Here is a 12,371-nt window from a genome sequence, read left to right on the forward strand (position 1 = left end):
CCGATTTCAAAGGAGTCTACATTCATGAAGAAAATATTGTTCCCTCTGATGCTCATTTTTGTACTTGCATTGAGCGCATGTGGCAATAGCAGCAGCTCTTCCTCAAATAAAGGAAATCAATCAGCATCATCAGACAAAATTACATATCAATCTGAAAATGGGCCTGTGAAGCTGCCAGCGCATCCAAAACGTGTTGTTGTGCTCGGTTCTTACACAGGGAATGTCATGTCACTTGGTGTGAACCTTGTCGGCGTTGACTCTTGGTCCAAAAAGAATCCGCGTTTCCAAAAGAAATTAAAAAATGTGGAAGAAGTATCTGATGCAAATGTAGAGAAAATCATGAAGCTAAAGCCTGATGTCATCATTGGCTTAAGCAATACTAAAAATGTAGAAAAACTCAAAAAAATCGCACCAACCGTTTTGTTTACGTATAACAAAGTGGATTACCTTCAGCAGCACATTGAAATTGGAAAAGTTTTAAACAAAGAAAAAGAAGCAACAGCTTGGGTAAAAGATTTCAAAAAACGCGCAGCTGAAGCTGGAAAAGAAATCAAAGCAAAAATCGGTAAAGATGCAACAGTTTCTGTCTTTGAAAGCGGCACAAAAGATCTTTACGTCTTTGGAGATGCATGGGGCCGCGGAACAGAAATTCTCTATCAAGCAATGAAACTGAAAATGCCTGAGAAAGTGAAAGAAAAAGCATTAAAAGCCGGCTACTACGCGGTTTCACAGGAAGTCATTCCTGAATTTGCTGGAGACTATATGATCATTAGTAAAAACAGCGAAATGGACAATTCCTATCAAAACAGTGAAATTTACAAGTCCATCCCAGCTGTCAAAAAACATCGTGTGTATGAAGCCAATGCAGAGGAATTCTATTTTAATGACCCACTCACACTTGAATTCCAACTATCATTCTTTAAAAAGCACTTTTTAGGTAAATAAGCTGAAGCAAGGGACCTCTTCCCTTGCTTTTTTCTTGTCTGGTTCTAGCGGCAGGGCCTTTTTTCCGCTACAATGACAACAAGCGAATACAAAAAGTGTGGTGCTGATTTTGTTTAAGATTTTACTAATTGAAGATGATACAACCCTCTTCCAGGAAATCAAAGAACGTCTAGTTAACTGGTCCTATGATGTCTATGGGATTCAAAATTTTCATCAGGTGCTTCAGGAATTCACGTCTGTCCAGCCTGATCTTGTCATTATAGATATACAGCTGCCAAAATACGATGGCTTTCACTGGTGCCGGATGATTCGGCATCATTCAAATGTTCCAATCATCTTCCTCTCCTCAAGAGACCATCCAGCTGATATGGTCATGTCAATGCAGCTCGGTGCCGATGATTTTGTGCAAAAGCCCTTCCATTTTGACGTGCTCATTGCCAAAATAAGTGCTGTTCTTCGCCGCGTGCATGATTATAGTGCAGAACCGGCCAGCCTAAAGGTATGGTGCGGCGCTGCGATTGACCTAGAAAAAAATACTGTAACAAACGATCATGGTGAGGTTGAATTAACAAAAAATGAGTTATTTATTCTCAAGGAATTGATTCAGCATAAAAATCATATCGTCAGCCGTGAATCACTCATTCAAGCATTGTGGGAGGATGAACGGTTTGTCAGTGACAACACACTGACTGTAAACGTCAACCGCCTCAGAAAAAAACTAGACGAGATCTCCCTTGGCGCCTTCATTGAGACAAAAGTGGGTCAAGGCTATCTTGCAAAGGAAAAGGATGATCAATGATGCTGCAAGCATTTTTAAAAGAACGAAGAAGCTGGATTCTTTTCTTTCTTAGTTTGCAGCTCCTCATTCTGTTTGTTGCTTATTTGGATACGACCATTCCAATCGCTTCTCTTTTTTATATTGTGCTATTGTCTACGTTTCTCATGATTGTCTTTCTCTTTTTCCGATACCGAAAAGAAACGGCTTATTATGAGAAGTTGAAAGAATGGGATGATGACATTGAACATCAAATACGGCTAACCCCCTCTTCCCCATTTGAGCAGCTCATCCATGATGCAACGTCAGAGCAAATTGCACGCTACCGGCAGATGGCAGCAGAGCAGAAAATCGCTCTCGAAGAAGAAAAAGATGAATTGCTCTCTTGGATACATGAGGTCAAAACCCCCCTTACAGCGATGCGCTTAATGATTGACCGATTAACAGATCAGCCGCTGAAATCAAATATGACGTATGAGTGGCTCAGAATACATTTATTACTTGATGCCCAGCTGCACCAAAGCAGAGTACGTCATATCGAAAATGATTTATTCATTGAAAAGCTGGACCTGCAAAGCATCATAGCGAAAGAAATCAAAGCGCTCCAATCCTGGTGTATGCAAAAAGGAATCGGCTTTGAGCTGACGCTGGAGGAACGCACCGTATTAAGTGATATAAAATGGTTATCCTTTATGATTAGACAGGTACTCACAAATGCAGTCAAATACAGCCATTCTTCCGATATTGTCATTGAAAGCAAGCAACTAAATGACCAAGTCATGCTGACGATTACAGATCAAGGCAGAGGAATTGATCCAAGAGACATCTCTCGTATTTTTGAAAAAGGCTTTACCTCAACTAGACATCACAATGACACCGCCTCAACAGGAATGGGGCTCTATTTAACGAAAAAAGGAGCAGACGCTCTTCATATGACGATCGAGGTCAACTCCACGATAGATCAAGGGACAACCTTCACCTTCATCTTTCCGAAAAAGAATGATTTTGTTCATATTGCGAGCATGTGACAACAATGTCACATGCTCGTCTGTTTTGTTCGCCAAATCGAAGGACGTTTGGCAGCCTTCTTTTTATACTAGAGGTATCAATTAAAAGAAAAAGGGGTTCAGCAAATGAACATTTTAGAAGCTCGCAAAATTTATAAAAGCTATGGAAATAAATTCAACAAACAAGAGGTGCTCAGCGGCATTGATTTGACCATTGAAGCCGGGGAATTTGTTAGTATCATGGGGCCATCAGGCTCGGGGAAAACAACCCTTCTGAACGTATTGTCCTCTATCGATCATGTGTCCAGCGGATCCATTCGTATTGCAGATGCTGAGATGACGCAAATGAAGGATCAGCAGCTCGCGGAATTTAGAAAAAAGCAGCTTGGCTTTGTTTTTCAAGATTATAATTTACTTGATACACTCACGGTCAAAGAAAATATTCTTTTGCCTTTATCCATCTCCAAAACACCAAAAAAAGAAGCTTTTGAACGTTTTCAGCAGCTCGCAGAAGACATGGGCATTTATGAACTAAGAGATAAATATCCGAATGAACTCTCTGGCGGACAAAAGCAGCGGACATCGGCGGTTCGTGCCTTCATTCATGAACCAAGTCTTATTTTCGCTGATGAACCTACAGGGGCACTTGATTCCAAATCGGCATCTGACCTGCTCAACAAACTGCAAGATTTCAATCGCAAACGAAAAGCGACCATTGTGATGGTAACTCATGATCCTGTCGCAGCCAGCTATTCAAGCCGCGTCATTTTTATCAAGGATGGACAGATTTATACACAGTTGAATAAAGGCGCTTTAGAAAGAAAAATGTTTTTCGAAGATATTATGAAAACGCAAGGTGTCTTAGGCGGTGTGAAGCATGAACATTAATCAGCTCATCTTCCGTAACTTGAAGAAAAATTTGAAGAATTACTATTTATATGTGTTTGCTCTCGTGTTTAGTGTCGCGCTCTATTTTTCCTTTGTCACCTTGCAGTACTCGCCAGCACTTGATGGTGTAAAAGGCTCCATTAAAGGCGGCGCTTCAATTAAAGCCGCTTCGGTTCTGCTCATTGCGATCGTCGGTATTTTCCTGCTATATGCGAATAGCATTTTTATTAAACGCAGAGGAAAAGAAATAGGTCTCCTGCAGCTCATCGGCATGACGAAACAAAAAATTGCCAGACTGCTCAATGCAGAAAACTTTATCCTGTACGTGACAGCCATGGTTATCGGCATCATTGCCGGCTTTATCGGTTCAAAGCTGATGCTGATGGTGTTATTTAAAGTGACTGGCGTTAACGCCATCGCCAATCTGCATTTTTCAGGCATGGCCCTTCTGCAAACACTTATTGTCTTTTTCATTATCTATGGATTGATTATGCTGAGAAATAGGCGTTTTATTAAAAAACAGACGATTTTATCTTTGTTTAGAACAACATCTTCGACAGAACAGCGTGTGAAAAAGATCTCTGTGTTTGAAATCATCATTGGGGTTTTCGGTATTGTCTTGATCAGCTCAGGCTATTATATTTCTTCTAAGCTTTTTACCGGCTCATATACGTCGATGTTTGAGTTACTTTTAGCCATGATTTATATTCTAGCCTCAGTCATCATCGGTACCTTTCTTTTTTATAAAGGCTCTGTTTCTTTCATTGCCAATATCGTACGTAAAAGAAAAAATGGCTATCTCGCCATTCATGAAGTGTTATCTTTGTCATCCATTATGTTCAGGCTAAAATCAAATGCACTGCTTTTAACGATTATTACAACCGTATCTGCACTTGCCATCGGTTTGCTGGCTCTTAGCTACATTTCCTATTACTCAGCAGAAAAAACCGCTGAGCAGCAAATTCCAGCTCATTTCGTCATGGGCTCAGAAAAAGAAGCAGCCACCTTCACTCGTGCACTTTCTGACAAACATATTGCTTATGATCAAAAGCAGGTCAAAGTGATTCAAGCGAAATTTGATGCGAAAAAAATCATGGATTCAGAGTTAAAAAGTGTGAATAATGAACCAGGCGTATTGACACTGCCTGTGATCAGTGAGAAAAACGCACCAAATATTCATGTAGAGAACAACGAAGTTATTTTAAGCGGCTACAGTGATTTATTAAAGAAATTCATGCCGATTCAAAGCTCAGGCGATGTGAAGCTTCTCATCAAGGAGCCTGTTGATTTGAAAGTCATGGATATGAAGAAAGATTATCTCATTTCATACAACTTCACTTTTGGCGGTCTGCCTGTTGCCGTCGTGAGTCAACATGTTTTTGAGCAGCTCGACAAACAGAAAGATCCAAAGCTGCAGTTTGAGAATAGCCAATATAACGCAGTCAATATAAAAGATAATAAAAATCTTGAACAAGCAAATCGCGTGTTTACATCTTTAAAACTAAGTGACAAAAGCATGTCTCAATTAGCTTCAGCTCAGCAGCAAAAACAAACAATAGGACTAATGATGTTTGTGGTCGGATTTTTAGGTCTCAGCTTCCTTGTCACATCAGGCTGTATTTTATACTTTAAACAAATGAATGAAAGTGAAGAGGAACAAAGCTCCTACACGATCTTGCGTAAGCTTGGTTTTACTGAGAAGGATCTATTAAAAGGCATCCGGCTGAAACAGCTGTTTAACTTTGGGATTCCGCTCATCATCGGATTGCTGCACAGCTACTTTGCTGTACAATCAGGCTGGTTTTTGTTCGGCGGAGAATTGTGGACTCCAATGCTTATCGTCATGTCGATTTACACTGCCCTCTATTCTGTCTTCGGATTCCTGTCTGTCCAATATTATAAAAAGGTCATCAAAGAATCCTTGTAAACAATTCCCCATAGGCAACGCCTATGGGGTTATTTTATTTACGAAGGTGTCGATTCAAACTTGTGTGATAAAATATGGTCTCTTGCTGTATAAGCTTTTCGTTTGACCTCTTCTAGGTTCACATCAACAAGCTTTCCGTTTCGTTTCACTGCTTTTCCAGCCACATAAACAGAATCAACATTTGAAGGATGTGCCGTTTGGACAACCGCGCCAGCCGGATCTGTCATCGGCAGAAGATTCATGCTTGTCCGGTCGATTAGGATGAAATCAGCTTCTTTCCCAGGTGTAAGCGACCCAATTTTATGATCGAGCTGTAATGCACGAGCCCCATTGATCGTCGCAGCCTCAAGCATTTGATGAGCAGACAGCCCAAGTTCAGGCCCCGGCATGACCCCATCCATTAACAACGATTGATTTTGGATCGCGCGCTCTGCTTGAAGTCCGAATTTCATTTGGGCAAACAAATCTCCTCCTGTCGCTGTCACTACGTCTACACCGAGTGTTGGAAGAACACCTTGTTCAATCGCAAGTCCTGTGACAGGATAACCGTGACCCATCATCATTTCAATTTCAGGGGTAATGGATATGGAGCTTCCGCTGTCTGCCAGCATCTTCATTTGATCCGCATCAATTGCATTAATATGCACCATGTTCAAATCCGGTCCGAGTAACCCTGCTAAGTGAAGCCGCTCAATCGATCGATCCTCCGCTCCCCAATTCCCAAAGCCGATGTGCATACTGCATAGAGCATCTAGAGACCGGGCTGTTTCAATTTCAAATACCGACGTCTCCCATGATGAAAACTCTGGTCCACGAATCGCAAGTCCCATTGTTAAAAGCTGATCTGATGATTGAAAATGCGCTTTTTTCACACGTGCTGCGTCCTCCATATTAGTGAGCGTACTCTCTCTATCCCAATATTCAGCATCTCCAGAGGACCCAAAAGCAAAAACAGCTCGTATGCCCGCATCTTTTAATCCTTCAATGAGCTCTTCTGTATGATCCATTGAATTGATCATCGTCCAGTCTAAGAACGTGGTCACACCTGCATCTAAAGCCTCTAATGCCCCTAAATAATTGGCGATTCGATCGTCGGATGGGCGTCTCATCGCTCCATAGTTGCCATAATAGATTTTGCTCAAATATGTCTGCAAAGACCAATCCGTCCCTATGCCCCGGATGACAGACTGCCACACATGCCGATGTGTATCTACAAGACCTGGCATGATGACCATATCAGATGCATCAACGATGTCTGCATCACTTACTTCAATTGAAGGCCTAACTTCTAAAATATGTTTCCCTTCAATTAACAAATCTCCCTTTTCAAGAAAACCTAAAGATGGATCCAGTGTTAAGAGAGCTGCATCTTTAAACAATGTTTTCTTCATCCATATCCCCCTTTTCAAATGACGAGGATAAATGCCCCGCCTCAATGACATTTTAAAACAGAACAGGATCAAATTAGAAGAAAAGTGACTTATCTCAACATATGAAGAGCAGACGTTTCTGAAATAAATGAAAAAAGCATGAGCGTTACGCTCATACTAAGGATTTTTTATCTTATTAGTGAAGGGATGCTAAAAGATACGTTATGAAACCAACAATCGGAATGATCGGGATCATTAATTTCAATGTTTTATTCGTATTCTTATATAAATTCCATAGCAACACTGGTATTCCAAATGTTAACGTATCTAAAACAGCAAGAACTACTCCTTTACGCTGTTCTTTATGAGCCATTCTAAATCCCCCCTATTCACCAAACTTTTTTCACACAATAACCGGCCAATCCCGCTGATATACCTCCATTAATCACTGCGCATGCAATACAGCTAGCAGGTCCCGTAAAACAAATATAATAACACGCTCCTAGAACCATTGAACGTAATGGAAGAGATTCATTCGGACCGCTTTTCTTTTTTAAGCAGTCCCAAAACTTGTTCCAATTAAAACTCGTTTGAATTTCCGAATCATCTATTTGGACAATTTTTTTATTTAATTCCATCATATCTTGCTTTACATCATTTTCACCATAGGTAAAAGATCCTTTTAAAAACTCCCCTTTTTGGTTGATATGGAACTTATTTTTCAATTTTCCATTTTGAAAGAAGTATGAGTGCAAATTCCCTTTCTCATCGTATTCCGCAAGTTGAATATAGTGAGCTTTTATTTGGCTCAGTGAAACTGAAATGAAGGAAACATTGTTAAGCAGCTGATTATCTGACTTCTTTTTTTTCAGATAAAAATAAACAACATCCGTTTTAGCAGCTTTCAAATGAACAGCTGCACTTTTTCCATTTAATAGATATCCTTTCTTTTGGGCTAATTCTTTTGCCTCTAAAAATTGAGAGCTTTTTTTTGCCTTTTTTATGAGTTTTTCTGCTGCTTTATCATTTTGTATCTTTTTAAAAGGCTCGTCCTCCTTTACGGTAACAGCGTTTCCAACAGGATATTGTCCTAATAAAAGTGATATGAACAATAACACACAAAACATTTTTCTTATCTTCATCGATAGACTCCTTTAGTAAATTTAATAAAGATTATAACCTTTCAAGGAAAATAATGTAATAGACTAAATTACCAATAAAACCCACTGTTGATAATATAGCATAAAGCCTACTCATTATCATTTCCTCTGGGCAATTGCATCTGATTTACCTCTTAAGATCGTACTGACACTGGCTGGAAAGCCTGTCCAATACACAAAAAAAGCGCAGGATCATTACGTCCAAACGCTTCTTTGTTCGATTCTCTATGTATCTTACACAATCAATTGATACGCAATGTATAACGCTACCAGCCAGATCATGACCGCCGAAGCCTTATTGATACGGTTCATCCATTTGCCGTTTGTATCTAACTTTCCTAACATCTTCCCTAAAAGGGCGAGCCCCATAAACCATAACCAGGACACGATGATACAGGCAAGTGTAAACGCCAGCTTTTCTGCCCCGCTATATTGCAGCGAATTTGTACCAATGACACCAATTGTATCGAGAATCGCATGGGGATTTAAAAGAGAAACTGAACAGGCAAATACAATTTGTTTTCTTGCAGGCATTAATTTCTGCTTCTCTTGATCACCTGATGATGAGCTTGTGTTCCATACAGACCATCCCATATAAACTAAAAAACAAAAACCAATGATATAAAGACCAATTTGCAGCACTGGAATGGTAAACACCACAACAGAAACACCTATGACAGCTAAAGCAATTAAAAGTGTGTCACAAAGAGCAGCCGTGATGACAACAGGCATAGCCCGATATAATCGAGGCTGCAGCGCTCCTTGTTGAAATACAAATACATTTTGAGCGCCCAAAGGTAAAATAAGACCAAAGGCAAGCACAATTCCATGAATGATCGCAATGGACATCTACTAACATTCTCCTTTTTCAGAAATTCCTACATATTTTAACACAAAGCACCCTGCCTGCTTTCAACAAATTTAATTTTCCGTACAAAAAAAGCGCCGAATGCTTCCATCCGAACGCTTCTCGCTTCTTTATGATTGACCTTTTCGTGCAAGCTCTCTTTCTCTCAGCTCTACACGGCGGATTTTCGCTGACGGTGTTTTTGGCAGTTCGTCAATGAATTCGATTTCTCTTGGGTATTTGTACGGTGCTGTTGTGTTTTTCACATGTGTTTGCAGCTCTTTGATCAGTTCATCACTATGATCAGTTCCATCACGAAGGACGACGTATGCTTTCACGATTGATCCTCTGATTTCATCTGGGCTCGCCACAACTGCACATTCCTTCACTGCTGGATGCTTAATCAGCGCATCTTCTACTTCAAACGGTCCAATTGTATAGCCTGAGCTGACAATGATGTCATCTCTGCGGCTTTCAAACCAGAAGTACCCATCTTCGTCTTTTTTCGCGCGGTCACCCGTAATAAAGTAATTGCCGCGGCGCTGCGCTTTTGTACGCTCTTCGTCTTTATAGTATTCCTTAAACAAAGCCGGCGTTTCAAGATGCACCGCAATGTCACCAATTTCTCCAGGTGCGCAGACGTTTCCATCCTCATCAATGATATCTACTTCGTTGCCAGGGGTTGGTTTTCCCATACTGCCTGGCTTGATGTCCATTCCTTTTAACACCCCTACGAGCAGTGTGCTTTCAGTTTGGCCATAGCCGTCTCGTACTTCTATATCGAAATGCTTTTTGAATGTATCAATGACTTCACGGTTCAGCGGCTCTCCCGCAGAAACAGCACTATGCAGCTTCGGCAGCTCGTACTGACTTAAATCATCTACTTTTGCCATAAAGCGGTATTCTGTCGGTGTACAGCATAGGACATTGATTTCATTATTTTGAAGCAGCTCTAAGTATGTATTTGGATTGAATTTCCCTCCATATACAAAGCCTTCTGCTCCACTTCCTAACACAGATAAGAGGGGGCTCCACACCCATTTTTGCCAGCCTGGTCCTGCTGTCGCCCATACTTTATCTCCTTCATTAATGGAGAGCCATGCTTTGGCAGCTGTGCGTAAATGTGCATACGCCCATCCGTGTGTATGAACAACCCCTTTAGGGTTCCCTGTTGTACCTGATGTATAGGATAAAAACGCCATGTCTGTGCGCTTTGTCTCTGCCAATTCAAGCTCGTTTGATTGCTCTTCCTTTTGCGCTAGAATGTTTGTCCAGCCATGATCATTTTCGCCGATTGAGAATGTTTTAAAATCGTTTGGTTTTTTGGTTCCGTCGAACGATTGAATGAATGAAGAGTAGACGATCGCTCCTTTTGCTTCTGCGTGTTCAATTCGGTAATCTAAATCTTTCGCACGCAGCATTTCAGAACAAGGAATCACAACCATTCCTGTTTTCAAAATTGCTAAATAAATGCTGTATGCCTCGAGCATGCGCGGCACCATCACAATAATTTTATCGCCTTTTTTGAAGCCTGCTTTTAATAAAACATGTCCAATTTTATTTGCCTCTTCCACTAATGCTGCATACGTCACATGTGCTTCTTGGCCATTGCCGTCCTGCCAGTGCAGGGCCATTTTCTCCTTGTCATGACTGAACGCTTCAATCTCACTGACTAAGTTATATTGTTCTGGTGCAATTAAGTCTTCTCTTTTCATGGTACAGCTCCTTTTAGCCTCTTTCTTATGAAACGAAACATGTTTCAATTTACCTATTCTAACACTCATAACTGAAAAATGCTTGAATTAGGACCTACTCCTAGTATTATGCCATAATTTTTTAAATCCGTCTTCTTTTTTAAAAATATTCTAACTATTTATATGTACAAAAAGAAAAGAGCGGGAAGGATCCCGCTCATAAGCCATAGCTTTTAAATTGTGTGTCTTAGAAAGATCCGCCACCCATATGTTGTTGAGCGTAAGATACAAGACGCTTAGTGATTTCTCCACCAACTGATCCGTTAGCGCGAGATGTAGTTTCTGCACCAAGGTTTACACCAAATTCAGAAGCGATTTCGTACTTCATTTGGTCGATAGCTTGTGCAGCGCCTGGTACTAGTAATTGGTTAGAACTGCTTTGTCTGTTTTGTTGAGCCATGTGTTCTCACCTCCTTGTGAATATAGAATGTGTAGAAACACATGACTTCATGCGATTGATTTTATGGTAATTATTATGAAATTTTCGTTTTAGAATAAATCAGCGAATTCGTCTGCTGCTTTCTTTTCATTTGTCACAATAATTGTTTCAATTTGCTCTACTGCCTCGTTCAGCATCGGCTCAAAATCAGCAAAGCTTTCGTAGCGTTCTACCTTCTCAAGCTTTGGTTTTGTTTTAGGAGACGGCGGCGTAAAAATCGTACAGCAATCCTCGAAAGGCTGAATGCTTGTATCGTATGTGCCAATTCGTCTCGCTTCATCAATAATGTCATTTTTATCGACAGCAATGAGCGGGCGAATGATTGGTGTATTGGTCACATGGTTAATAGCATACATGCTTTCAAGTGTCTGGCTTGCCACTTGACCAAGGCTTTCTCCGGTAATAATCGCAAGGGCATCGCGCTTTTCTCTTATTTTGTCAGCTATTTTCAGCATCATTCTTCTTGTTGATGTCATTGTATAGTTTTCAGGTACTTGTTTATGGATCAGCTCTTGAATTTTTGTAAAAGGTACGATGTGAAGCTTCACTTCGCCTCCATATGCTGCCAGGCATTCTGCAAGATCAATGACCTTTTGTTTGGCACGTTCACTTGTATACGGCGGGCTAAAGAAATGCACAGCTTCGATTTCAATTCCGCGTTTCATTGCTTGATAGCCGGCAACTGGGCTGTCAAAGCCGCCTGAAAGCATGAGCATCGCTCTTCCGCTAGAACCAACCGGCAGGCCGCCTGCACCTTTGACATCTTTAAATGTAATGTACGTTGCTTGCTCTCTGATTTCAATGCGTAAATGCACATCCGGCTGTTTCACATTGACCGTTAAGTTTTCCGTATTCTTTAGAACATGTCCGCCAATTTCACGGTTCATTTCATTTGAATCAAGTTCAAATTGTTTATAAGAGCGTTTCGTTGAGACTTTAAATGTATTTCCTTGTTCATACACTTCCTGTACTGCTGTTAGTGCCGCTTCTTTAATCGCATCTAGATTCGTCTCACATTTAACCGCAAGACTAAAGCTCTGAATGCCAAATACACTTTTGAGCTGTTCTGAAATCGGTTCAGGGTCTTCTCCGTTCAGCATAATCGTGATGCGGTCTCTATCAGATGCAACCTTTAATGCTTCAAAATCCTTTAAGACGAACCGAATGTGCTTTCTTAGTTTTTCAATAAATTTCTTTCTATTCTTCCCTTTTGTTGAGATCTCACCAAAACGGACTAAAATATGATCATATTTCATGCT

12 protein-coding genes are annotated in these 12,371 nt (G+C 40.6%); 5 read left to right on the forward strand and 7 right to left on the reverse strand.

The features are described from left to right. Nucleotides 1–24 precede the first annotated feature (24 nt). From ASE42_RS16445 to ASE42_RS16465, 5 genes are all read left to right on the forward strand, one after another. On the forward strand, nt 25–945 hold the full coding sequence (locus ASE42_RS16445; protein ID WP_056768200.1) for an iron-hydroxamate ABC transporter substrate-binding protein: 921 nt from the start codon (nt 25–27) through the stop codon (nt 943–945). A 109-nt stretch (nt 946–1,054) separates the two neighbouring features. Then, the gene (locus ASE42_RS16450; RefSeq protein WP_056768201.1) at nt 1,055–1,744 is read left to right on the forward strand and encodes a response regulator transcription factor; all 690 of its coding nucleotides are present in this window, start codon (nt 1,055–1,057) and stop codon (nt 1,742–1,744) included. After that, the gene (locus tag ASE42_RS16455) at nt 1,744–2,748 is read left to right on the forward strand and encodes a sensor histidine kinase (protein WP_056768202.1); all 1,005 of its coding nucleotides are present in this window, start codon (nt 1,744–1,746) and stop codon (nt 2,746–2,748) included. The genes ASE42_RS16450 and ASE42_RS16455 overlap by 1 nt, the downstream gene beginning before the upstream one ends. 105 nt (nt 2,749–2,853) lie before the next feature. Beyond that, entirely contained in the window at nt 2,854–3,615 is a 762-nt protein-coding gene (locus tag ASE42_RS16460) for an ABC transporter ATP-binding protein (protein ID WP_024426158.1), read from the forward strand. Beyond that, nucleotides 3,605–5,542 (forward strand): ABC transporter permease, encoded by a 1,938-nt coding sequence (locus tag ASE42_RS16465; RefSeq protein WP_056768206.1) that lies wholly within the window; start codon nt 3,605–3,607, stop codon nt 5,540–5,542. The genes ASE42_RS16460 and ASE42_RS16465 overlap by 11 nt, the downstream gene beginning before the upstream one ends. A 38-nt stretch (nt 5,543–5,580) precedes the next feature. Here ASE42_RS16465 and ASE42_RS16470 read toward each other — a convergent pair whose 3' ends face one another. From ASE42_RS16470 to thiI, 7 genes are all read right to left on the reverse strand, one after another. After that, the gene (locus tag ASE42_RS16470) at nt 5,581–6,933 is read right to left on the reverse strand and encodes an amidohydrolase family protein (protein WP_056768208.1); all 1,353 of its coding nucleotides are present in this window, start codon (nt 6,931–6,933) and stop codon (nt 5,581–5,583) included. 175 nt (nt 6,934–7,108) lie between these two features. After that, nucleotides 7,109–7,285 (reverse strand): hypothetical protein, encoded by a 177-nt coding sequence (locus tag ASE42_RS19125; RefSeq protein WP_166644691.1) that lies wholly within the window; start codon nt 7,283–7,285, stop codon nt 7,109–7,111. A 16-nt stretch (nt 7,286–7,301) separates the two neighbouring features. Next, nucleotides 7,302–8,054 carry a hypothetical protein gene (locus ASE42_RS16475; RefSeq protein WP_024424826.1) on the reverse strand — a complete coding sequence of 251 codons (753 nt, stop codon included), beginning with the start codon at nt 8,052–8,054 and terminating at the stop codon, nt 7,302–7,304. A 252-nt stretch (nt 8,055–8,306) separates the two neighbouring features. Continuing rightward, the gene (locus ASE42_RS16480) at nt 8,307–8,921 is read right to left on the reverse strand and encodes a LysE/ArgO family amino acid transporter (RefSeq protein ID WP_034624225.1); all 615 of its coding nucleotides are present in this window, start codon (nt 8,919–8,921) and stop codon (nt 8,307–8,309) included. A 129-nt stretch (nt 8,922–9,050) separates the two neighbouring features. Continuing rightward, nucleotides 9,051–10,634, reverse strand: a complete 1,584-nt coding sequence (gene mbcS / locus ASE42_RS16485) for an acyl-CoA synthetase MbcS (protein WP_056768211.1) — start codon at nt 10,632–10,634, stop codon at nt 9,051–9,053. 226 nt (nt 10,635–10,860) lie between these two features. Then, nucleotides 10,861–11,073: an alpha/beta-type small acid-soluble spore protein gene (locus ASE42_RS16490; RefSeq protein WP_024424829.1), complete on the reverse strand. Its 213-nt coding sequence runs from the start codon at nt 11,071–11,073 to the stop codon at nt 10,861–10,863. A gap of 89 nt (nt 11,074–11,162) precedes the next feature. Further along, nucleotides 11,163–12,368, reverse strand: coding sequence for a tRNA uracil 4-sulfurtransferase ThiI (thiI, locus tag ASE42_RS16495; protein ID WP_056768214.1), 1,206 nt, complete (start codon nt 12,366–12,368; stop codon nt 11,163–11,165). Nucleotides 12,369–12,371: the final 3 nt, after the last annotated feature.

The organism is Bacillus sp. Root920 (genome assembly GCF_001429445.1).
Taxonomy (GTDB): Bacteria; Bacillota; Bacilli; order Bacillales; family Bacillaceae; genus Bacillus; species Bacillus safensis.